At 42.0% G+C, this 21,871-nt stretch carries 20 protein-coding genes and 1 pseudogene; 9 read left to right on the top strand and 12 right to left on the bottom strand.

Features of this window, described 5'->3' with window-relative positions; genetic code table 11:
• Positions 1-146 precede the first annotated feature (146 nt).
• Together JMY06_RS00925 and JMY06_RS00920 are read right to left on the bottom strand one after the other, a co-directional pair.
• Positions 147-509 carry a DUF3817 domain-containing protein gene (locus JMY06_RS00925; protein WP_201528714.1) on the bottom strand — a complete coding sequence of 121 codons (363 nt, stop codon included), beginning with the start codon at positions 507-509 and terminating at the stop codon, positions 147-149.
• Positions 510-874: 365 nt separating this feature from the next.
• Positions 875-1,423 (bottom strand): manganese efflux pump MntP family protein, encoded by a 549-nt coding sequence (locus tag JMY06_RS00920; protein ID WP_201615566.1) that lies wholly within the window; start codon positions 1,421-1,423, stop codon positions 875-877.
• Between the two features lie 54 nt (positions 1,424-1,477).
• Between JMY06_RS00920 and JMY06_RS00915 the strand changes: the two genes are divergently transcribed.
• The gene (locus tag JMY06_RS00915; protein ID WP_201615565.1) at positions 1,478-2,479 is read left to right on the top strand and encodes a phosphatase PAP2 family protein; all 1,002 of its coding nucleotides are present in this window, start codon (positions 1,478-1,480) and stop codon (positions 2,477-2,479) included.
• A 639-nt stretch (positions 2,480-3,118) separates the two neighbouring features.
• On the opposite strand, the gene JMY06_RS00910 is transcribed toward JMY06_RS00915, so the two are convergent.
• From JMY06_RS00910 to JMY06_RS00895, 4 genes are all read right to left on the bottom strand, one after another.
• Positions 3,119-3,832: a VIT family protein gene (locus tag JMY06_RS00910; RefSeq protein WP_201615564.1), complete on the bottom strand. Its 714-nt coding sequence runs from the start codon at positions 3,830-3,832 to the stop codon at positions 3,119-3,121.
• Between the two features lie 372 nt (positions 3,833-4,204).
• Entirely contained in the window at positions 4,205-4,705 is a 501-nt protein-coding gene (locus tag JMY06_RS00905) for a M48 family metallopeptidase (protein ID WP_201615563.1), read from the bottom strand.
• 504 nt (positions 4,706-5,209) lie between these two features.
• Positions 5,210-5,467, bottom strand: a complete 258-nt coding sequence (locus tag JMY06_RS00900) for a YheV family putative metal-binding protein (RefSeq protein WP_201615562.1) — start codon at positions 5,465-5,467, stop codon at positions 5,210-5,212.
• Positions 5,467-7,656, bottom strand: a complete 2,190-nt coding sequence (locus tag JMY06_RS00895; protein WP_201615561.1) for a M3 family metallopeptidase — start codon at positions 7,654-7,656, stop codon at positions 5,467-5,469. Before JMY06_RS00895 ends, JMY06_RS00900 begins: the two co-directional genes overlap by 1 nt.
• 585 nt (positions 7,657-8,241) lie before the next feature.
• Between JMY06_RS00895 and JMY06_RS00890 the strand changes: the two genes are divergently transcribed.
• The 5 genes from JMY06_RS00890 (at position 8,242) to JMY06_RS00870 (ending at position 12,817) form a co-directional block, all read left to right on the top strand.
• Positions 8,242-9,354 carry a hypothetical protein gene (locus tag JMY06_RS00890; RefSeq protein WP_201528699.1) on the top strand — a complete coding sequence of 371 codons (1,113 nt, stop codon included), beginning with the start codon at positions 8,242-8,244 and terminating at the stop codon, positions 9,352-9,354.
• Positions 9,355-9,599: 245 nt separating this feature from the next.
• Complete coding sequence (locus JMY06_RS00885) at positions 9,600-10,415, top strand: glutathione S-transferase N-terminal domain-containing protein (protein WP_227672097.1); 816 nt, start codon at positions 9,600-9,602, stop codon at positions 10,413-10,415.
• A gap of 231 nt (positions 10,416-10,646) precedes the next feature.
• Positions 10,647-11,408, top strand: a complete 762-nt coding sequence (locus JMY06_RS00880; protein ID WP_201528697.1) for an endonuclease/exonuclease/phosphatase family protein — start codon at positions 10,647-10,649, stop codon at positions 11,406-11,408.
• A 135-nt stretch (positions 11,409-11,543) separates the two neighbouring features.
• A complete protein-coding gene (locus tag JMY06_RS00875) occupies positions 11,544-12,566 on the top strand; it encodes an NADP-dependent oxidoreductase (protein ID WP_201615560.1) in 1,023 nt (340 codons plus the stop codon).
• A gap of 59 nt (positions 12,567-12,625) precedes the next feature.
• A complete protein-coding gene (locus tag JMY06_RS00870) occupies positions 12,626-12,817 on the top strand; it encodes a hypothetical protein (RefSeq protein ID WP_201615559.1) in 192 nt (63 codons plus the stop codon).
• A gap of 36 nt (positions 12,818-12,853) precedes the next feature.
• Here the strand turns inward: JMY06_RS00870 and JMY06_RS00865 are convergent, their stop codons facing one another.
• The 3 genes from JMY06_RS00865 to JMY06_RS00855 form a co-directional block, all read right to left on the bottom strand.
• Positions 12,854-13,552 carry an alpha-ketoglutarate-dependent dioxygenase AlkB family protein gene (locus JMY06_RS00865; RefSeq protein WP_201615558.1) on the bottom strand — a complete coding sequence of 233 codons (699 nt, stop codon included), beginning with the start codon at positions 13,550-13,552 and terminating at the stop codon, positions 12,854-12,856.
• A gap of 55 nt (positions 13,553-13,607) precedes the next feature.
• Positions 13,608-14,525: an alpha/beta fold hydrolase gene (locus tag JMY06_RS00860; protein WP_201615557.1), complete on the bottom strand. Its 918-nt coding sequence runs from the start codon at positions 14,523-14,525 to the stop codon at positions 13,608-13,610.
• A gap of 69 nt (positions 14,526-14,594) precedes the next feature.
• A complete protein-coding gene (locus JMY06_RS00855; protein WP_201615556.1) occupies positions 14,595-16,499 on the bottom strand; it encodes an ABC transporter ATP-binding protein in 1,905 nt (634 codons plus the stop codon).
• Positions 16,500-16,821: 322 nt separating this feature from the next.
• Here JMY06_RS00855 and JMY06_RS00850 point away from each other — a divergent pair, with 322 nt between their 5' ends.
• Both JMY06_RS00850 and JMY06_RS00845 read left to right on the top strand, forming a co-directional pair.
• On the top strand, positions 16,822-17,709 hold the full coding sequence (locus tag JMY06_RS00850; protein ID WP_201615555.1) for an EamA/RhaT family transporter: 888 nt from the start codon (positions 16,822-16,824) through the stop codon (positions 17,707-17,709).
• Between the two features lie 202 nt (positions 17,710-17,911).
• Positions 17,912-18,802, top strand: coding sequence for a fructose bisphosphate aldolase (locus tag JMY06_RS00845; RefSeq protein WP_201615554.1), 891 nt, complete (start codon positions 17,912-17,914; stop codon positions 18,800-18,802).
• A gap of 141 nt (positions 18,803-18,943) precedes the next feature.
• Here JMY06_RS00845 and JMY06_RS00840 read toward each other — a convergent pair.
• The 3 genes and pseudogenes from JMY06_RS00840 to argH form a co-directional block, all read right to left on the bottom strand.
• Positions 18,944-19,192, bottom strand: a pseudogene (locus tag JMY06_RS00840) (phosphomethylpyrimidine synthase ThiC); the annotation flags it as partial.
• A gap of 153 nt (positions 19,193-19,345) precedes the next feature.
• Complete coding sequence (locus tag JMY06_RS00835) at positions 19,346-19,642, bottom strand: oxidative damage protection protein (protein WP_201528681.1); 297 nt, start codon at positions 19,640-19,642, stop codon at positions 19,346-19,348.
• Positions 19,643-19,923: 281 nt separating this feature from the next.
• Positions 19,924-21,432, bottom strand: coding sequence for an argininosuccinate lyase (gene argH, locus JMY06_RS00830; RefSeq protein ID WP_413786875.1), 1,509 nt, complete (start codon positions 21,430-21,432; stop codon positions 19,924-19,926).
• 98 nt (positions 21,433-21,530) lie between these two features.
• Here argH and JMY06_RS11735 point away from each other — a divergent pair, with 98 nt between their 5' ends.
• Positions 21,531-21,833, top strand: coding sequence for a hypothetical protein (locus JMY06_RS11735; protein WP_227672096.1), 303 nt, complete (start codon positions 21,531-21,533; stop codon positions 21,831-21,833).
• Positions 21,834-21,871: the final 38 nt, after the last annotated feature.

Here is a 21,871-nt window from a genome sequence, read left to right as displayed (position 1 = left end):
ATAAAGACCGCTTTGAGCAATTTCTCAAGGCGGTTTTTTTATGGGCTAAATATTACTTATTTTAGATAAAGTAAGCCAGCAATAAGTTTTTATACTGGAAAAACATTCTCTAGTTTAGGCTTACATCATCCGTAGCAGTGTTTATTTTAGGCTTCTTTCTTCACGCTTTTCTTTAAGCTCTTTTTCAAAAAATGATCGAATATAAACGGGCCAAACGGTAAGAACGATCCGAGAACGCCCGCGGGTATAGCCCAGAGAGGCATTTTGATTTTGATGGCTGCGACTATGAGTATCATGATGTAGGCGATGAATAATATACCGTGCGCCATACCGATATATTTTACACCTTCTGAGATGCCCATCATGTATTTTAGTGGCATGGCGATGCAGAGCAGCAATAAGAAAGAGGTGCCTTCTAGGTAGCCCGTGAAGGTTAGATTTTTTAACGCAGTTTTTTGTTTTTTTCTTAGATTGGGGTTTTGTTCGGCAGTTGGCTGAGCCTGGGACACTGTATTTTCCTTTTGTTATTATCAACAAATAATTTATGGGTCATTCAATCTCGCTATGATACTGGCTCTGCTCAGGGCTTTGAAGTGTTTAAGTGTTAGTTTGTATCAGCTTCCAATTAGTACGTTGCGCCTTGATCTAGCCATTCTGCCATCATTCTGCGTTCGCTCGCATTCAGTAACCATCGATGCTGAGATCGAATGCTTTGTGCTTCGTCTTATGGGCGGTCAGAGGGGGACTTTTGATACCAATGGTTTAGGTTTTTGAGACAGCGCCAGTTTACATATCAGGGTACTTTTTACCATAAAACGCTCATCTTCTCATCTTTTTGATTAGACGCTGAAAAATATTGAATATAAGGTTGCCTTTACACCACCATATTCACACCAATCGCTATTAGCACTAATACACCGGCTGCTTCAGCCCAACTCCCGAGCCAGTTTACAGACTTGCGTCCTATATACGCACCTAATATACTCAATACCCCTGTAACTAGGGCAATAATTAAACAGGCTAAATAAGCATTAATTGCCAATAGATTTAAAGTAAAACCAGCTGCCATAGCATCAAGGCTTGTTGCGATAGCTAAGGACAACAAGGTGCGATGATTTGTATTAATACGAACATCATCACCGTTATCTGAGCGCGACTCATAAAGCATTTTAGCCCCAAGTCCTACAAGTATCAAAAACGCAATCCAAGACGAACCCTCAGCTAACCATCCAAGCAGAGTAGAACCTAAAGCATAACCGATTATCGGCATCACGCCCTGAGCCACCCCAAAATACATACCAATCAATAAAGCCATTTTCAAAAATTGCCGCTTAGCATAGTCCTGATGAGTTGAGCCAAGAGTAATTGAAACAGCGAAGGTATCCGCGGCCAGTGCTAATGCTAACAACAATATTTCTAACATAATAATAGTCTCAATGATTGCAAAAAAGCGATCTAAAAGGAAAGTTTTTCACCTATGATTACACTAATTCAAGAAAGTAAGCAGTTGTTTGCCTTGAGTATGTTTCTTTTATTCGTGGTTATTCTTTTGTGGATTTTGCAGTACGCGATTATCCATTACGGCAAGAAAATGCTTGCTCAAGTTATGCGATATGGCATTACCCTTAAACAGTATTGTGAGCAAAGCAAACTCTTCATTCGATTAAAAAGTAGTTATCCAAAGTTTTATCATTTTTTATCGAGAAGGTTTCAACGACAACATTTTTATGGCTTACCTCTCACTCTTTTATTTTTATTAATGGGCTTTATCTTAGCTTTGTTTATCGGACTAGTTAAAGAGGTAGTAAATTCAAATTCTATCGTGGCAATCGACTACTTTGTTTCACAACAGATGAGTATGCTGAATGAATCAAGCGTCGTAAGTTTTTTCGTCCTGATTACCAGTTTAGTTTCTACAAAAATTACATGCTTAGTCATATTTCTAGTCGGTATCATATGCTGGGTAATTCGCCAACGTTATATATTAATAGGATTGCTGGTAGCCACTCTAGGAAGCGCCACATTTACCTTCCTTAGTAAAATGTTATTTCACCGCGTGCGACCAGCAGATGGTTTGTTGCTTGAGCTTGCGCGGACATACTCCTTCCCGAGTGGACATGCCACGATTACCATTGCCGTATATGGATTTATTGCTTACTTAGCGATTCGTTTTAGTCAAAACTTTATCCGACAAGTCCGTATATTTGCGGCCACAGTCCTTTTTTTTGTACTGGTGGGATTAAGCAGACTTGTGTTAAATGCACATTATTTGAGTGATGTACTGGGAGGTTATTTAATAGGCGCATTATGGCTGACTATAGCGATTAGTGTGACCGAATGGTTAAGTATGAAGCATAAAATTGCATGGCAAATACGGTGGTCGATTTCTCAGGTTTATATGGTCTGGTTCAGTGTTGTTTATGTACTGATTGGCACTCTAATATATGCTCAAGTCTATCAATTTCCATTCTTACTTTGAATGAAGTTGAGATACACTCGAATTGGACGTTTCTTAGACTGTGGAGCGTCTTTTTTAAGGCGCTATTTTGAGTATGGACGGCATGAGGAGGCAGACAGCAGGCTATAAACCCAGTTTTTACGGTATTTCTTGTTTTATTTTCGGCTCTATACCAATAAGTGATAAATAATCGCCTAAATTCTGGCTCTTTCATAAAATAAGTAGTCGATATAAAAGCAAAGTAAATACATAAAGAAAGTAAATATAGCACCTAGCAAAGAGATATAAGATAAACCCAGAAGCATCACTATAGAAAATATTATTCCGTACACCAAAATCGAGGTATTTTTAACAATTTTTTTACTTCTCACTCTACTTATAATCTTGCTTATAATAATAAGAAGTACGGGAAAAGCATAGAGCATAGCAGTGCCAATGGCAGCACCTAGGTAATAACCTGCGTTGGCATCCAAGTTCATAATGGCTCTCTAAATTTGTTTAACTGCGCACTATAGACAAAATAGGGGCACTGAGCAATTCAGCGTCTTAGTCTTAATCGCGCAGACATCCACAACTATTCACATTTAACGGCTTAGCTGGTCATATTAGGCTACACTTGTTTAGTAGGGGGTTTATAGCTTTTGTCAAATCTCTGTCTTATTACATGTTTACTCCGAATATATACCCAACTAACGCACTACCTGCCATCGCCAAAGAGCCCCAAAAGATGATTCTGCTTATTCCTTTCCAAATACTGGAACCACCTGTTTTGGCCGTGACGACACCTAGGATAATTAGGGAAATAATGGCAGATCCATATAAAGTATATTCCATACTTTTTTCGGGCAAGAATATTGTGACGAGAAGAGGAAGGCCACCTCCCAAAATAAACGCAGCCCCAGACACTAAGGCAGCTTGCAAAGGTTTGGCTTGAGTGATTTCATCTATTCCCAATTCATCTCTAACATGTGCTGCCAAAGCATCTTTTTCGGTAAGTTCTTTTGCTACTAGGAGCGCAGTCTCTTTCTTTAAGCCTCTTCCTTCATAAATTCCTGCCAATTCGAGCAACTCTGATTCTGGTGTCTCTCTTAACTCTACTTTTTCACGCTCTATATCAGCTTTTTCTGTATCTCTTTGAGAGCTTACCGACACAAAATTACTGGCTGTCATTGATAAGGCTCCTGCCGCAAGACCCGCTAATGTTGCCAGTAATATAACCTCTCTGGAGTCGGTTCCAGCAGCGACTCCAATTGCAATACTGGCTGTGGATAAAATCCCATCATTAGCGCCAAGGACAGCCGCTTTTAACCAATTACTTTTGTCTATAAAGTGATTACGTAACGGGTCCTCTTTTTTTTCTATGTCCGATTTCATTGATGTGACTCTACTAAGTTGTTATTATTTATTGAAAGCCGCGGTAGCTTTGACGTTTACTTCACGTGATACAGCGGCATTGACCAACCTTCAACCTTAGCCCATATATATATATTTGCAAATCCTTTGTTAAAAGAGCTAATTTAATTTATGTTAAATGAGTAATAATCTGTCAATACTGGTTCTTTTAGGTATATCTCAGAGTTACCAGTAATTTATGCTGTTTTTACATCCCTCAAATTTATTTATAGACTACCTAAAATCCACCGCTATAATAAAACCACTTATATTAAGCTATCGAAATGGTCATATTTATCAAAATTATTTAAGTATTCACTCCAGTATCTGGATCTTTAACTAGAGAATGGCTGTTTATCGCAGTTCCCGCCACTCTAACCACAAGCGGGTATCTAGCTCAAATTGATGATAATCAGGTTCCATATGGCAGCATAATTGATAAAAAGCTTTGTTATGCTCCTTCTCTCTGAAATGAGATAGCTCATGCACGACGATCATGCGCAAAAATTCAGGCGGTGCCTCTTTGAATAAGCTGGCCACCGTGATGTTGTTATGTGATTTAAGTTTATTGCCTTGCACTCGAGATTGATAGGTATGAATGCCCAGTGCATGTTGAAGCGCCGTGAGTTTACTGTTGTAGCTGACTCGCGAAAGAGAACCACTTTTGCGCATATACTGATTTCTTATCTCATTTATATACTGATACAGGGCTTTATCACTTTGTACTTGATGCTTGATAGGATATTTTTTTTTAAGATAATCCCCCAACCGACCATTGTTGATAAGTATTGTCGCTTGGGCTTGAATTTGCTCGGGGTAATGAGCGATGTATTTTAATGGGGTTAAAGTAGTCACCAGTTTTATCCTTTATATAGTGCCGTCACGCTCTCGCGTTGCTGAAGAGATTATTTGTTTTATCTAGCGCTGAAAGCCTTTTTCAAGAGTAATGGTTTTAGGAGGGTGCAAATCAATATGCACTTTAGGCAGTTCTTGCGAATGTTGGGTAAATAGCGTCAAGGTTTCAGAGGGCCAATCTAAAGGTACAAAATAGAAGAGTTTCTATGTTGAGGGTGTCAGATATAGATATATTGGTTGTGGTACGGCAGTTATCATTCTGTGGCATAGTAAAGATAAGATGTCGCGCTAGTACCGCTATTTTACGAACGCTTTGATAGAGTATAAGTGGCATTGCTATTTAAAATAGGGTCATGGGTTAGTTGTAAAATAGCCATAACGGTTGCCGTATGGGTCGCTGATTTAATAAGTAGCTTTGATAAATAAGTTTAATGAGTCGTCGCCATTATAGTGTAATCGCGACGACTCATTAAGTATTAATACTAATTCTTTAGCACTAACCATTTAAGTCTTAAATTTTACCGTACCGCTGGTACCCGTTGCCATTGCATCACGTGTAAGCTGATCCTCGAGATTGTTTTTGGCACTAATATTATTAGGGTCGGGGCGATGCTCTGTATGGCCACACTGAGTACATTCAATATATTCATCAGGCTCAGGCGTCATTATCTGCACCTGTACTACTGCATCCAATTCCTGACATTTAGGACAACGTACGCCAGATAAGAACTGGCGTTTTGGGCGGCTAGATTGATAACGCATCAGCTGGCCTCGCTATTATTATTATGAAAACCGCTATGCCGTAATAAAGCATCGATACTAGCACTACGACCACGGAAGTTCTTAAAATTGGTCTTAGCCGGTAAGCTGCCACCCACTGATAAAATAGTCTCACGGAAGGCTTTGCCTGTTATAGGATTAAAAATACCTTCTTCTTCGAACTTACTGAACGCATCAGCAGATAATAGCTCCGCCCATTTATACGAGTAATAACCTGCGGCATAACCACCGGCAAAGATATGACTAAAACCATTGGCGAAACGGTTGTAGTCAGGGGTTTCCATAATGGCAATATCACTGCGCACGCTGTCTAAAGTGCTCAAAATACCGTCATAATCCAGCGCTGGGGTGTGCGAATGAATGAGTAAATCAAATAAGGCGAACTCAATCTGACGCAAGGTTTGCATACCGCTTTGGAAGTTTTTAGCAGCGAGTAGCGCATCGAGCTTGTCTTTTGGCAGTGGCTCGCCAGTTTCGACATGACTACTGATAAGGGCAATCCCTTCCGCATCCCACGCCCAGTTTTCCATAAACTGGCTGGGTAGCTCGACCGCATCCCATTCGACGCCATTCACCCCTGCCACATCGCCAACAGATACTTGGGTTAACAGGTGATGTAAACCGTGACCGAACTCATGGAACAAGGTCAGTACCTCATCATGGGTGAGTAGGCTGGGTTTACCGTCCAGCGCTGGGGTAAAATTGCCGATCATAAAGCAAACTGGTAGCTGTTTGTAATCTTGCGCATCATGACTGTAGCGCGACTGAAAGCCACTCATCCATGCGCCGCCACGTTTGCCACTGCGGGCAAATAGGTCGAAGTAAAAACCGCCAACTAAATGATTGTTTTCATCGAACAATTGATAAAAACGTACTTCGTCGTGCCAACGTGATACCGTTTTTTTAGACTTGTTGTCATCATGTTTTTGCTCTTGCTGTTGTTCTTTTACGGTAATGCCGTATAGGCGCTCAACGATGGCAAATAAACCATCAATGACTCTCGGTAGTGGGAAATACGGACGAATCTCTTCTTGTGACAAGCTGAATTTATCTTGTTTTACTTTTTCGGCAATATAGGCACTGTCCCACGGCTGCAAATCGGTAATGCCATACTCTTTAGCACTGTCATGTAATTGTGCTGAATCTTGCTCGGCAGTTGGTGTTGCTTCAGTTGCAAGATTTCGCAAAAAGGTCTCAACTTCTGGCACGTTATCTGCCATTTTAGTCGATAACGACACTTCAGCATAATTAGCAAAGCCTAGCAGATGGGCTTTTTGTTCGCGCAATTGTAATATCTGCCCCATGATGTCGGCATTATTTAGAGACACACCTTTGGCATTGGTATGTTTATCAAACTCTGACGCGCGGGTGACATAGGCACGGTATAACGTCTCGCGTAGTTCGCGATTATCCGCGTGAGTCATAACGGCGATATAAACTGGTATATTTAAAGTGGCGACATAAAAGGGTTCGGGCAATGCATCAATATCTGCTTGCGATAGTGTGCCATTTTCTAACGCGCGTGCTTTGTACTGTTTGCCAGCATCGGCTAATAGGTCAAGACCACTGTCAGTCAACCCTGCCAATTGCTCCTCTTTAAGAGGCAATGCATAAGCTTGAGTCGCATCCAGAATATTATCCGAGAATGTGGCAGATAAAGTCGATAACTGACTTTGAATAATAGCAAACTTATCTTGCTCGGCTTTTGGTAATGCTACCCCTGATAGCTCAAAGCTTTGTAACGCCAATTCGATAGCACGCGCACGAGCAGGCTCAAGCTCTGCTAAAAACGCCTTATCATTCACAATGGTTTTATAACGCATAAAGAGTGGCTGATGCTGACCAACGCGAGTCCCATAAGCGGACAGTTTCGGTAGCAATTCATGATGCACATGGCGAATGTCGTCATTACTCATCACACTATTAAGGTGCGACAAAATGCCCCAGCTGCGATCCAATGCTAAATTAATATGATCAAAGGTCATTACGTCGGTTAATGCTTGTGCAGCACTAATATTATTGTCACTGGTATTGCCATCACTAGGGATTGCTGTCAACTCATCTAAAAAGGTATTGGCCTTATCAATAGCAGTGGTCACTTGCGTTTGTAAATCACTGGTAGCGGTGTCGGCAAAGTCAACAAGGTGTAAGTCTGGGGCAAGGGTAGGCATAGAGGTATCCAATATTGAAGAAGGGTTTTATTTATGATTGAAATTTTTATATAAATTTTATATAACTATGTAGCTATCTGTTGGTCTATCCATCTTTAGCGGTCTGTCTAAATATAGATGCTATCTAAATGATGGGTATCATTTGTTAAGAATGCAACCCAAATGAAAGTAAGCCGTCTCTTTATTCTAAGCTACTGAATTATCCTCAAGTACTGCTCTGCAACGCTAAAATTCGTCATTGTTTTTTAGTAGCAAGATCTCAGTTAAAAGAGGATGCAAATTCACGATTTTAATTACCTCGCTTACAAAGCGTCATCATTTATTTGCAAAGCTACCGTATAGATAACAGGGTAGAGTTGATACGATAGAATTAATCGAGTGAGTAAATTAATCAAATAAATACTCAATTAAGTAAAAGATAATAGTCGACAACAAGTCTTAAAGCATAATAAAAGAGCGTTATTAATTGAGAAAATTAAGATGGTAATCTTCTTAATTTCCGAGCAAAAAAGTAAATAATAAAACATTAATAACATTAACTCGTCATGTTAAAATTTAAAGATAACTATATAAGGAAAAGTATTTATGAAAGCGACCCTCAAGAGTTTACGTGAAACCAAAGCAAATCCAGCGGTAAGTATTTTTGTTAAGACCCACCGTGACCATCCTGATAATGATAAAGACCCTATTGCCCTAAAAAATCAATTAAAAGTTGCAGAAGAACGTATTACTAATGAATATGATAAACGTACAGCGACTATGATTTTAGACAATATTCACGCTAAAACTGACGAGCTCGATCATAATTACAACCTAGATACCTTGGCTATCTTTGCTAGCACCGATGACGTGAAAATTATTCGTATGCCACTTGATACCCCAGAGCGGGTAATGATTTCAGATCGTTTTGCAACACGCGATTTAGTACGTGATATGGCAAGCGCTGTACATTATTACACTGTGGTTCTTACCCGTGACGGTGCTCGTCTAATTGAAGCATCAAACGATCGTGTCGTGGCCGAAATCCAAAAAGATTCTGATATTCAAAATAATATGGAAAGTATTCCATTCCCTATCGAAAACAACAGCCTGTATAAGACTGGTGACGCCGGTTCTGATCGCTCAGCAGATAAAGAAAACAGCTATCTCAAAGAGTTTTTCAATCAGGTGGATAAAAGCGTACAAGAGCTGTGGGGCGAGCATAAGATGCCACTCGTTATCGTTGGTGACGCGCGTAACATTAGCTACTATCAAGAAGTATGTGACCGTCCAGACAATATCATCGCTACAGTGTCTAACTTGGTTGAGCTTGAAGATGGTAGTGCGCAACATATTATTGACGGTGTACAAGAAGCCGTAGAAAGCTACCGTACTTCGCTCCATGAAGCAGCTCTCGGCGAGATTGATAAAGCTCGCGGCGTCGATATGTTAAGTACTGACTTACAAGAAGTCTACCGCTTAGCTTTCCAAGGTGCTGGTGAGACCCTTTATGTCCGTCGCGGTTATATCCAACCTGCCAAAGTTGATGAAAAAGCACAAACCTTAACTATGGCTGACGATCCTGCAGCCGATGGCGTCACTGATGATGCAGTGGGTCTAATCATTGAGCATGTGATTCATAATGGCGGTGAAGCAGTCTTTATGCCCAAAGAAATGATGGGTGAAGATCAACCAATCGCTCTGGTCACCCGCTATTGATACTAAGCTAGTTTTGCAAGAGTTGGTTTAACAACAATAATTTAGTACTGACTATTGGCAGTAATAATTGTCGCTAATAAATGGTACTAATAAAGAGGAGCGTTGGTTCGATACGAGCTAATGCTCCTTTTTTATTAAGTATGGCTTGTATTGCCTACTGTTGGTTTATTATTAGCTGGTTTATTCCTTAAAAAACGAAAACAAACAACGTCCATAAAAATAATAGCTATAAAATAAGGATATTAATGATGATTATTCCAAATAATGCTATCGGTTTTAAGATTAAAAGTCTGCAAGCGACTACTTCAACCCTGTTACGTGGCGGACGTGGCAATATGGGAACGCCAACGCCTATGCAGCCGGAGGAATCGCTGGTTCTATATGAATTTGAAGCTTGTCCCTATTCACGCCGAGTGCGTGAAGTTATGACGCATCTTAATTTAGACTATGAAAGCTGCCCAAGCCCCCATAGAGGTCACGTTTACCGCGATGAGCTTAAGAAGTTATCAGGTAAGAAACAAGTTCCTTTTTTAGTTGATGAAAATACTGATGATAAAATATTAGACTCTCAAGCGATCATTGACCATCTATTTGCCCATTATTCCAAAAAAGGCTCAACACCTGACAAGTACCAACAACCGAGTGATGAGGATAACGCGACTTTAATTAATAAAGCGGCCAGCGTTGTATCGATGATGCGTGGGGTTAAAGCTGCTCATCCGAAAAAGAACAAAGCACGTGGCAAGCCTGATGAGCCGCTACATTTATATGGTTTTGAAGCGAGTCCCTTCTGCCGTTTGGTACGCGAAAAACTCAGTACGCTTGAAGTCGGCTACATCAACCATAACGTGGCACGTGAGCAGATAGAAGATATTGGGGTGTTCGGAAAGCGTCTTAACCTTGGCAAGTATGAACCTATTAAAGGTGGCAAACGCGAACGTATCATGAATGAAGAAATGAATGGTAAGCTGCAATTTCCTTATCTAATTGACCCTAATACTGACACTGAGATGTTCGAGTCGCAGGATATTATAGATTATCTAGTTAAGACTTATGGGTAGACGTATTAATCCTGTCAAAACAACCCTTTATTAGGCATTATGTTATTTGCTACACCGTTTTAGATAGCGATGGTTTATGATAGTTAACAGCATGGCAAAGACGACCAGGTAACCCCATCGTTGTGAGTTAAGGTGATTATTGCTGATCTGATACTCATTGCTGACCTAACACTAGTAACTTTGTTAATTCTAATAATTGATTTTAATTCTTGTGATATGACTACGAATTCTATGAATAATAAAACATCGTCTTTCATCTTAACCAGCTATAACATCCATAAAGGCATGTCGCCGCTGAACCGCCAAGTAAAAATGCAGGGTATCGCCCAAGCACTAGAAGAGGTAGGCTCAGATGTGCTGTGCTTACAAGAGGTGCAAGGACAAAATCTCAAGCGCAATATGCAATATAACGAATATCCGGATCAGTCGCAGCATGAGTGGTTTGGGGAGTTTTTGCATTTGCAAAACAGCTATGGCAAAAATTCAGAATATGAAAATGGTCATCACGGCAATGCAGTACTCAGCCGATTTCCGCTAGATCCTAAGCATAACGTCAATATCACAGTGAATAAGCTTGAGCAGCGCGGTGTCTTGCACTGTGAGGTACAACCAGTGGGATGGGATATGCCGGTAGTGGTATTGTGCGCCCATCTCAATCTATTTGAGCGCGATCGCATCAAGCAATATCAAGCGATTAGTGACTATGTGCGTCATGAGATTGCCGCTGATCAGCCGTTGATTTTGGCAGGAGATTTTAATGACTGGAAAAAGATGTCGTGTGACAAGCTAGCAAGCAGCCTTGGTATGACCGAAGCCTTTAAACGCTGTCATGGTAAGCTATTACCGACCTTTCCCGCTAAATTACCCGTATTAAGCTTAGACCGTATTTATGTGCGTAATTTGTCCGTCAAGCGCGCCTGGGTTCATACAGGTAAGCCGTGGTCACAACTATCAGATCACTTGCCTATTAGTGCGGAGTTAGGATTAATATAGAAAATAAGGCCATATTGATATCAAAGATAGAAATTTTTTGGCAGTATGTTCTACTAAAAATGCCACTAATATATAACAGCTTAAACTAATAAACTAAAGTAGCAATTATAAATAAAAATATAAGGATAATGAATTATGTCTAATACTTCTACAACTTCAAACGCTAATAATAAACTTGCTAATCAGCAACATGCCGTTGTCATCAATGAATTTGGCGAACCTGATGTAATGAGTTATCAAGGCGGTGTTGATATTCCTAAGCTTGGCGACAATCTGGTGCTGATAAAAGTCGCTTACGCTGGGATTAATCCGGTTGATTATAAAACGCGCCAAGGTAAAGGTTGGGGCGCTGATAATATCCGTAAAGATAAATTCGCCGACGATAAGCCTGCGATTTTGGGCTTCGATGTGGCCGGTGAAGTCGTCAGTAGCGAGAGCGAGCAATTTACTGTCGGTGACAAGGTTGCTGCTTTGAATTTTGATGGCGGTTGTTACGCTGAGTATGTGGCAATAGATGCAGAGCTCCTCACAACAGTACCTGAGTCTGTAACCTTAAAGCAGGCCGGTGCACTACCTTGTGCAGGCCAAACAGCGCTACAGTTTGTTGAGTTTGCTAATATCAAAGACGGGGAGCATGTGGTGATGAACGCCCCAGCAGGCGGTGTTGGTCAATTAGTGATACAAATTTTAATGGATAAAGTCGCGCAAAATAATATTAAAGTCACCGTTATCTGCTCACCAGGAAAGTATGCCAAGCTCGATGAGTTGATAGATAAAAGTAAGCTGGCAGGCTGGATTGATTATACTAAAGATGACAGTTTCTCCGACTTACAAGCAGATGTACTATTAGACTTGGTTGGTGATGATGCAGGCGTACGGGCGCTGAGCCTACTTAAATCTGATGGTAACGTCTATGTGTTGCCATCAGTTTGGGTCGATAAGCTTAAAGAAGCGGGTGGTGATAAAAGCTTGAGTATAGAAGGTTTTGCAGTAACTCCATCGGGACAATCTATGGCACGCGTTCTCCAGCAAGTTGCTGATGGCACCTTGAAACTACATATCCAACAAAGCTATCCGTTATCTGAAGTCGTCACCGCCCATAGCGAATTACAAAAAGGTAGTACCTTTGGTAAGATTGTTTTGGAAGTGTCTGCTTAGTCCTAGTGCAGTAACACTCTTAAGCACTTATGGTTAAAGCGTAAACACAGGTAAATCTTATGACCCAGCTGCAAATTTTCACCTTGTGTGCGTGGGTGTTGTATGTGCCTTACCATTTTATAATGCAGCAATGGGCACAAGGTGCTACCGCAGCCATTCATATTGACCTACTGTTTATTTATCCGCTGTTGGCTTTATTAACTATTTTAGTTTTCATTCAGTGGTTAAGAAGGCGCTCTAAACGACGATAAAAATAAGGTAGTTTGCAATAGCTTTAAGCAGAGCCATTACAGCGTGGACATGCGCCGAAAGGTGAGGCTGATACGCCCGCTATGCACCTTTTTTGTTTTAGCAATACTGTGTTTCCAATGCTCTTGGGTGACGCCTGCCATTACCATAAGCTGTCCAGACGCAAGATAGAGATCTACTCTATCTTGCGTTTTTTTATGTTTAAAGAGCATTTTCCGTGTTGCTCCTAAAGATAGCGATGCGATTAAAGGCTGCGCACCCAGCTCTTTCTCATCATCGGCATGATAGCCCATACCCTCGCTACCTGATGGATAATAATTAAGTAAGCAGGCATTAAAGTAGGGCCGCTCATCTTCGATAATATAATTTTTATAAGCGTCGCCAGTGAGGTTAGAATAGCCCGCAACGTTGAGATTTAGGACATGAATTTTATCTTCAATCGTCTGTTTCACGTGAAACACTATAGGATGCCAGCCCGCTGCTAGATGCGTATAACCGGCATAGCTATAGCTTAGACCTTCATCTCCCATCCAAACGATTTGGCGCTTAGTGATATGGGTCTTACCGAACAAGGTGACGACATCGGATTGCCACGGTAAGGTGGTTAATAGTGTCTGGTATAAGTCATTGTCATTATAAAGGGTGTGCTCTATATCCAACAGTCCCAAGTCATACAACTTGCCGTCATAAGGTAATAGATTGTCGGTGGGGTTGGGCGCAAATAAATCGTCCATCATCTCAGCCCTTTTTTACTTTATATAGTGTTAAGGTTCAATGTTATGAGTAACTTTATTAAGAGTAATTATTTAGGATAATATCCGCACATTGCTCAGGGGCTTCTATGGGTAGTAAGTGCCCATAATCCGGTAGAGAAATAATACGCTCAGCAGGGATAAAGGTTTGCCAATTCTTACGGACTTTATCACTGATAAATAAGGTGGGCTTGCCAGTAATAAGAATATAAGGGCAGCGTAGTTGCTTAAGGGCAGTATCGATATAAGGGGTACCAAAATAATTAGCCAGTTCTTGCTCAGGGGCAAACGTTAAGGCATAGCTGCCATCTCCTTGTTGGGTTAAGCTATTTTTAGCAAATAGGTGCAAATGCTCATCACTGATACGTCGATAGGCACGCTGCGTGCGGAGATGCTCGTAAAATTCTTGAACACTTGGCCATATTGTTTGCTTGGTTAGGGTATTTTTAAAAGGTTCACGGGACAGCTTTAGGGCGCGTGGTATCAGGTCATATAGTAGCGTTTGCGCCTTAGTAAAAGTGACTGGCTCTATCAGATACAACTGCGAAAATAAATCAGGACGTTTGGCAGCGGCCATCGCAGTAGCGGTAGCCCCTTGGGAATGACCAATAGCAACGATGGGAGCATCTTGGGTTTTTTCTAAAAACTCAATCAACATATCCGCATCTTGCTGGCGGGTGAGGCGGCGGCTGGTTGGCTTATCATACCAATAGCCACGCATTGCCAGCGATGACATATCGAAGTCAGGCGCCAGCGCTTTTAATAATGGCGCATAGGCACCGACTGTAAAACCATTACCGCCATAAAAATGCGCTGGCGGGCGGTTATTCACAGTCATCTCTGCCGATGTATTAAGCTGCTCTAATTGGTTTAGTTTGCCTAATTGACCTAACTGGTCCAATTGATAATAACGTGCCTGCTTGCCATTAATTTCGATACTTTTTGCAAAAGCTTCCATGATAGTGACACATCCTTGTGTTTTTTAACTTAGAGTCGCTCATGCCTAATTTTTACTACTCTATTTTTACTACACTAAATCGCCTAAGAAATCACCACTCTGCCGCTGCCATAACCCTGCGTAGACGCCCTTCATTGCTAATAGTTCATTATGGCTGCCTTGTTCGATGATATGACCTTTATCCATCACTACCAGTCTATCGAGGGCTGCGATAGTTGAGAGGCGATGCGCAATGGCGATAACGGTTTTGCCTTTCATGATATCGTTTAAGCTTTCAGTAATAGCAAATTCAATCTCAGAGTCAAGAGCGCTGGTCGCCTCATCTAGTAGTAAAATAGGTGCATTTTTGAGCATTACACGTGAGATACCAATGCGCTGACGCTGCCCGCCAGAGAGTTTGACACCACGTTCGCCGACTTGAGTATCGAGTCCAGTGTTGCCTTTGTCATCATACAAGCCTTCGATAAAATCCCATGCCTGCGCTTGCTTAGCAGCGATCATGATTTCTTCATCACTGGCATCAGGGCGACCATAAGCGATATTTTCACGAACAGTACGATGCAATAGTGAGGTATCCTGGGTAACCATACCTATTTGCTGGCGTAAGGATTCTTGTGTCACCTCATTAATCGCTTGCCCGTCGACACAAATTTTACCGCTATCCACATCAAAGAAGCGTAACAGTAGATTAACTAAGGTTGATTTACCAGCACCTGAACGGCCGACCAAACCAATTTTTTCACCTGCTTTAATATTTAAATAGAAATCGTCCAATAACTTCACACGCGAGGCAGTAAGTGGGGTTTCGATTTCATCGATGTGCTCGCCTTCGATATCTTCGATGCCATCACCCTCTTCGTAACTAAAGTTGACATGATCAAATACAATATTACCGTCCGTAACGACTAATGCTTTAGCATCGGGTATATCAAGGATAGTTTGCGGTGCGGATAAGGTGCGCATGCCATCTTGTACCGTACCGATACTCTCAAACAAGCTGGCTGTTTGCCACATAATCATGCGTGTTAGACCATTTAACCGTAGCGCCATCGCTGTCGCTGCTGCAATCGCACCGACGCCAACCGCTCCCTTTTGCCATAAATATAAGCCAATCCCAGCAGTGGTGCCGACTAAAATAACGCTAATAGTATGATTGACTATTTCTAATTGGGAGACCCAGCGCATTTGTGCATGTACTGTGCCCAAAAACTGTCCCATCGCATCTTTAGCATAGCTAAGCTCACGGCGTGAATGACTGAATAGCTTGACTGTCATAATGTTGGCGTAAGCATCAGTGATACGGCCAACCATCAGTGCGCGGGCATCAGCTTGTACGATGGCAGTACGTTTAAGCCTCGGGATAAAGAACCACATCGTCAGCCCAAACAATACAAACCAAATCGCAAACGGAATCAATAATAAGCTGTCTAAGTTAAATAAAATTACCCCAGTAGTGATAAAGTAGACGAGGACATACAGCAGCATATCAGTGACCGTCATCACCGTATCACGCACCGCAAGGGCGGTTTGCATCACCTTAGCTGAGACTCGACCAGAAAACTCGTCCTGATAAAACTGCATCGATTGACTGAGCATACGCTGGTGAAATCGCCAGCGCATCTGCATCGGAAATACGCCTTGGATCGCTTGAAAACGAATCAAGGATGACAAGGAAATCCAGAAGGGACTGATAATCAGTACCGCCAGCATCAGCATCAGCATATCGCCTTTTTCGCTTAATAGTGTCTGCGGCGTATAAGTACCTAACCAATCGACCAGATTACCAATCCACGCAAACAGCATGGCCTCATAGATGCCAATACCAGCGGACAGAATCATAAACAGGAGTAGCCAGCCGCGCAAACCCTCCGTACAGGCCCACAGGAACTTTATCAGCCCAACACGGGGCAGAGGCATCGGCGAATCAGGGAAGGCGGATAGGCGGGATTCAAAAAAGCGAAATAGAGCATTCATAGGCAATAGAAATACATCAATAGCAGTACGCCAAGATAAACGTTAGCAAACGTTATCTTGCACTGTGACTTATGTTAGTAGGATAGTGCCCTATTTTAGCAAAACTTCGCAATCGCGCCTGCATGGTAATTGTAATTTGAACGCACCAGACGCCTTTCTATAGACCTTATCTGCCGCCGATAGCTATAAACGTTATAAATGAATTGTTGAGCCTGAAATATATAGATTGCTGTAAATGAAATATTTTGTTACATTCTATGCTTTTGCGACTATTTAACGACAGGACGTTAAATAGAAGTGAGCTAAATTAAGGTAGAGGCTAATGCTGTATTTAATAATTGCGGTGCTATGCAGTGTCGCAGTTTCTGTTCTGTTAAAAGTACTACGCCAACGTGATATAGATATTCGCCAGACCATTGTTGCTGGTTATCCGGTTGCCTTTTTGCTGACTTGGATATTGCTTAAACCCGATGTCAGCGGTATTAATACGCTTGGCGGGGCATGGGGTATTATTCTCGCGCTTGGTATATTGCTACCGGCCGTATTTGTAGTTCTTGGTCGTGCGATTGCGGCAGTGGGTATGGTTGCCAGCGATGCGGCCCAGCGTTTATCGTTAATTATTCCTATTATTGCCGCTTTTCTATTATTTGGGGAAGTGTTAACCGGCACGCGTATCTTTGGGTTGGTGCTTGGTTTCTTGGCACTTGGTGCACTGATTTATCGTCCGCAGCAGTTAGAAACTATTACTACTAACGATGAGAATAAATCTGATAACACGCTACAAAGACACGCCTTACGCACGCCTTTATGGTTATTTGGCGTCTGGACAGGCTACGGTGTTATTGATATTTTATTTAAGCAAGTTGCCAAGCAAGGTGCTGCGTTTCCGCTAACGCTATTTATTAGCTTTGGGCTAGCAGGCTTATTATTATTTATCTATTTGCTTATCATTCGTGTGCGTTGGCAAGGTCGCGCATTGGCTGCTGGATTATTGCTTGGGGCGTTGAACATAGGTAATATTTATGCTTATATTCGTGCCCATCAACTATTATCTGAGTCACCAAGTATAGTATTTACCGGTATGAATGTTGGGGTCATCGCGGTCGCAACCCTTATTGGTGTTGGCGTATTTAAAGAGCACCTTAACCGTATTAATATGCTTGGTTTGTTATTAGCGGTTAGCTGTGTGGCGGTGCTGTTTTTAGCATGATAGTTTTAGCTTGATAGTTTTTTAGTGCGATGGCAGGTTTTTACCGATTCTTTAACTTAACACATATAGGCACATAAGGCGTCCTATGGTAAGGTTATCTATAAACGGCTAGGCCCGTATAATTAGATGCGCATAAACTGTAAGCTAGCCGTCTACCCTTGTCACATTTAACCTTGATTAATAATTATAGGATGTCCGTTCAATGGAATACCAAAAGCAATTACAACGTATAAAAAATGGTTCAGGATTTATCGCTGCACTTGATCAAAGTGGTGGCAGTACGCCTAAAGCGTTAGAGAATTATGGCGTCACGGGCGATGCCTATGATAATGATGAGGCTATGTTTGACCAAGTACATGAAATGCGTGCCCGTATAATGACTTGCGACTGCTTTGATAATGAGCGTGTTCTTGGCGCGATTTTGTTTGAAGATACTATGGACCGTGAAGTTAATGGTAAGCCGACTGCCAATTATCTATGGGAAGATAAAAATATCGTGCCTTTTTTAAAGGTAGATAAAGGCTTAGCAGAACAGATGAGCGGCGTGCAAGTGATGCGCCCAATGCCTAATTTAGACTTACTATTAGATAAAGCTAAAAATTATCCCGTATTTGGTACTAAAATGCGCTCAGTCATTTATGAGCCTAATGTTGACGGTATCGAGCTGGTTGTGCAGCAGCAATTTGATGTGGCTAAGCAAATTATCTCAAAAGGCCTGATGCCAATCGTTGAGCCAGAAATTGATATTAATAGCGCAAAAAAGCATGATTGTGAGCTACTGTTAAAAATCAATCTCTTACATAACCTTGAGCGCTTAAGTGACGACCATCAAGTGATGCTGAAGTTAACTTTGCCTGAAGAAGCAGGATTCTATCAAGAGCTGATTGACCATCCAAAAGTGCTTAAAGTCGTCGCGTTATCTGGTGGCTATAGCCGTAGCGATGCTTGCATTAAGCTGAAGCAGAATCCTGGTATGATTGCGAGCTTCTCACGTGCCTTTACTGAAGGTCTTAGCAAACAACAAAGTGATAAAGAATTTGCGGATACTATTAATACCTCGATCGATGAGATTTATGAGGCGTCGAAGGTGTAAAGCTGGACTGTGAACGTTAAAGATAAGTTAGAAGTATAAAAAAGCCCCGATAACTAAGTATGTTTATACTTTGGGTATCGGGGCTTTTTTACGAGCTAAAATAAGGCGGTACTAATTAATTTAAGTACTTTCTATAAAACTCTAAGCTTCTTTAGTCTTAAGACCCGCCGCATAATCACGGACGTTTTGGGTGATTTTCATTGAACAAAAATTAGGGCCACATATCGAGCAAAAGTGAGCAGATTTATGCGCATCTTTTGGTAAAGTCTCATCATGAAATTCACGCGCCGTATCAGGATCGAGCGCTAGATTGAACCGGTCTTCCCAGCGGAACTCAAAGCGGGCTTTTGATAACGCATTATCACGCGCCTGTGTACCTGGGCGGTTTCTCAGCGAATATATAGTGACTGCATAAAATCAGTCAATAATGCATCGCACCCCGAGTCCGTCAATGTTGTAAACCAACATCATACTAACAAATGGCTATGATGACTCATAGCCATTTGTCCGCTTTATTTATAAGGCCCGTAGTTGGTTAAGTGCTTAGCTTTTAGCTTCAGGAGTCCAACCTTGTGGGCGCTCGTAGTCTTGATTGTCCAAAAACTTATCACGTTGCTCGGTTAGGAACTTCTTGGCTTCAGGGTCCATCATGCTGAGATGGTTTTCATTAATCAGCATAGTTTGATGTTCAAGCCACTCTTGCCATGCTTTATCTGATACCGTTTCTTGTAGCGCTTGACCGTTTTTATTAGGGAAAGGAGGGTACGACATCCTTGGTAAATCTTGCTGATATTTACGGCAAAATACGGTGTTTGCTTTTGGATTAAAGCTCTCAGTCATGGTTAGCTCCTTGTTTATTATTTATTGGTTGTTATTAAATGGCTGTTATTGAATGCTTAGTAAGTTATTGAATGCTTAGTAAAAAATAGTCTATTAAAATCTATCTGTTATCAGCTACTCTACCTGATTATGGTAACAAAAACACCCGCAACAAGGGCGGGTGTTTTTATAGGAGTCATGAAGCCAGTAAAAGTGCTCAACTTACTAAGCATCTAAGGTGATAATAAGGTGTCAATTTAAGCCAATAATTCAAAGTATTGCAGAGTATTAAAAGCTTCGGCTTAAGCGAAAACTTCTAACCGTGTACGTCCTAGGCTGACCGCTTGCTTCACTTGATTGGGCGCCGTGCCACCTAAATGGTCACGGGCAGCTAATGAGCCTTCTAAAGTCAGATAATCAAACACATCATCGCCAATAGCATCACTAAACTGCTGCAATTGTGCTAATGATAAATCGCTTAAATCCACCCCTTCACGAATTCCAAGGGCGACAGCATGACCTACCACTTCATGGGCATCACGGAAGGCAACCCCGTTTCTTACCAAATAATCAGCCAAGTCGGTGGCGGTGGCATAGCCTTTCATGGTTGCGGCACGCATATTTTCTTTATTAGGCGTAATATTCGGTAGCATATCGGCAAAGGCCAATAGCGAGCCGGTAAGGGTGTCAACACAGTCAAAGAGCGGTTCTTTGTCTTCTTGGTTGTCTTTATTATAGGCGAGTGGCTGGCTTTTCATCAGGCTTAATAAAGTCATCAGTTGTCCAAAGACCCGTGCAGCTTTACCGCGAACTAATTCTGGCACGTCAGGGTTTTTCTTTTGCGGCATGATGGATGAGCCGGTACAAAAGCGATCCGGAATCTGCACAAAGTTAAATTGTGCCGACATCCAGAGGATGATCTCTTCACTCATCCGTGACAAATGCATCATAAGGATAGAAGCCGCGGCAGTAAACTCAATGGCAAAGTCACGGTCGGACACCGCATCGAGCGAATTTTGGCAAATGCCTTCAAAACCGAGTAATTCTGCAGTAATCGTGCGGTCGATTGGGAAGGTCGTGCCAGCAAGAGCGGCGCTACCAAGCGGTAATTGGTTGATACGACGACGGGCATCAACAAGGCGCTCAGTATCACGGAACAGCATCTCAAACCATGCCATCACATGATGACCAAAGCTGACCGGCTGTGCGGTTTGTAAATGTGTGAAGCCCGGCATAATAGTATCGGTATGCTGCTCAGCCAAGTCTAAGAGACCACTTTGCAGGCGTACTAATAACGCGATAATGTTGTCAGTTTCTTCACGTAGCCACAGACGAATATCGGTGGCTACTTGGTCGTTACGACTGCGTCCGGTATGCAGCTTTTTACCTACTGGGCCAATGAGATCAGTCAAGCGTGATTCAACGTTCATATGCACATCTTCTAGTGCAATTGACCAGTTAAACTCACCCGCTTCAATCTCGGACAGCACTTGTTTTAGGCCATCAATAATGGTGGCAACGTCGTCGCTACTTAAAATATTACATTCTTTAAGCATGGTCGCATGAGCGATTGAGCCTTCGATATCGTGGCGTGCAAAACGCTGATCAAAGCCTACGGACGCGGTAAAGGCCGCCACGAAGCTGTCTGTCGCTTCGCTGAAGCGCCCGCCCCACATTTGCTGGCCTGGGCTATTTTGTACGTCGCCGTTTTGTGCAGGACTGTTTGTTCTAGAAGCATCTGTGCTAGAATCAGGCGCACGTGAATTTTTATTTTGCTCGGGATTACTAGGATTTGAGGAAGTGGCGTTCATATCGGTCTAAGACAAGTCAAGAGAATAAGAACTCGAGTATAGCAAAGGATGAGGTTACCTTACTAGCGGAGCGCCTAGAGTTTTTTATCCCCAAGTTCATGGAAATGATGAAACCTTGGCAGTGGCTGTTATATATCTTTTTTTGGTCACTATTTGTCACCGTGATTGATCGTCATGATTTGGCGACGTGGTCAGAGTTTTTAATCAAGTTTATCAGCCGTATCATACAAAATACGATTACTATTATTCCTGCATTTTACCTTATAGACTATCTGCGTCCGGTCTTTAGACACGATAGCTTTCTCATTGTCAGCATACGTATTGTGCTACTACTCATGAGTAGCGCTGCGGTATCCGCGACCCTCGTCAAGCTGACGATGATTAATATCGGCTGGCTTTAGTATGATCGCCCAGCATTTATCTCCAATGCTCTATTTAA

Source organism: Psychrobacter urativorans, assembly GCF_904846675.1.
Lineage (GTDB): Bacteria > Pseudomonadota > Gammaproteobacteria > Pseudomonadales > Moraxellaceae > Psychrobacter > Psychrobacter urativorans_B.
Note: the sequence above shows the minus strand (reverse complement) of the source record. Positions and strands in the feature narration are given on the sequence as shown.

What these genes read in the sequence shown, in the direction of transcription:
- JMY06_RS00885 (WP_227672097.1), top strand. Translation starts at nt 9,600, where the DNA reads ATGATGATTATTCCAAATAATGCTATCGGTTTTAAGATTAAAAGTCTG.
- JMY06_RS00910 (WP_201615564.1), bottom strand. Translation starts at nt 3,832, where the DNA reads ATGAAATCGGACATAGAAAAAAAAGAGGACCCGTTACGTAATCACTTT.
- JMY06_RS11735 (WP_227672096.1), top strand. Translation starts at nt 21,531, where the DNA reads ATGGAAATGATGAAACCTTGGCAGTGGCTGTTATATATCTTTTTTTGG.
- JMY06_RS00915 (WP_201615565.1), top strand. Translation starts at nt 1,478, where the DNA reads ATGATTACACTAATTCAAGAAAGTAAGCAGTTGTTTGCCTTGAGTATG.
- JMY06_RS00880 (WP_201528697.1), top strand. Translation starts at nt 10,647, where the DNA reads ATGAATAATAAAACATCGTCTTTCATCTTAACCAGCTATAACATCCAT.
- JMY06_RS00875 (WP_201615560.1), top strand. Translation starts at nt 11,544, where the DNA reads ATGTCTAATACTTCTACAACTTCAAACGCTAATAATAAACTTGCTAAT.
- JMY06_RS00865 (WP_201615558.1), bottom strand. Translation starts at nt 13,552, where the DNA reads ATGATGGACGATTTATTTGCGCCCAACCCCACCGACAATCTATTACCT.
- JMY06_RS00890 (WP_201528699.1), top strand. Translation starts at nt 8,242, where the DNA reads ATGAAAGCGACCCTCAAGAGTTTACGTGAAACCAAAGCAAATCCAGCG.
- JMY06_RS00835 (WP_201528681.1), bottom strand. Translation starts at nt 19,642, where the DNA reads ATGACTGAGAGCTTTAATCCAAAAGCAAACACCGTATTTTGCCGTAAA.
- JMY06_RS00845 (WP_201615554.1), top strand. Translation starts at nt 17,912, where the DNA reads ATGGAATACCAAAAGCAATTACAACGTATAAAAAATGGTTCAGGATTT.
- JMY06_RS00920 (WP_201615566.1), bottom strand. Translation starts at nt 1,423, where the DNA reads ATGTTAGAAATATTGTTGTTAGCATTAGCACTGGCCGCGGATACCTTC.
- JMY06_RS00860 (WP_201615557.1), bottom strand. Translation starts at nt 14,525, where the DNA reads ATGGAAGCTTTTGCAAAAAGTATCGAAATTAATGGCAAGCAGGCACGT.
- JMY06_RS00870 (WP_201615559.1), top strand. Translation starts at nt 12,626, where the DNA reads ATGACCCAGCTGCAAATTTTCACCTTGTGTGCGTGGGTGTTGTATGTG.
- JMY06_RS00850 (WP_201615555.1), top strand. Translation starts at nt 16,822, where the DNA reads ATGCTGTATTTAATAATTGCGGTGCTATGCAGTGTCGCAGTTTCTGTT.
- JMY06_RS00855 (WP_201615556.1), bottom strand. Translation starts at nt 16,499, where the DNA reads ATGAATGCTCTATTTCGCTTTTTTGAATCCCGCCTATCCGCCTTCCCT.
- JMY06_RS00895 (WP_201615561.1), bottom strand. Translation starts at nt 7,656, where the DNA reads ATGCCTACCCTTGCCCCAGACTTACACCTTGTTGACTTTGCCGACACC.
- argH (WP_413786875.1), bottom strand. Translation starts at nt 21,432, where the DNA reads ATGAACGCCACTTCCTCAAATCCTAGTAATCCCGAGCAAAATAAAAAT.
- JMY06_RS00900 (WP_201615562.1), bottom strand. Translation starts at nt 5,467, where the DNA reads ATGCGTTATCAATCTAGCCGCCCAAAACGCCAGTTCTTATCTGGCGTA.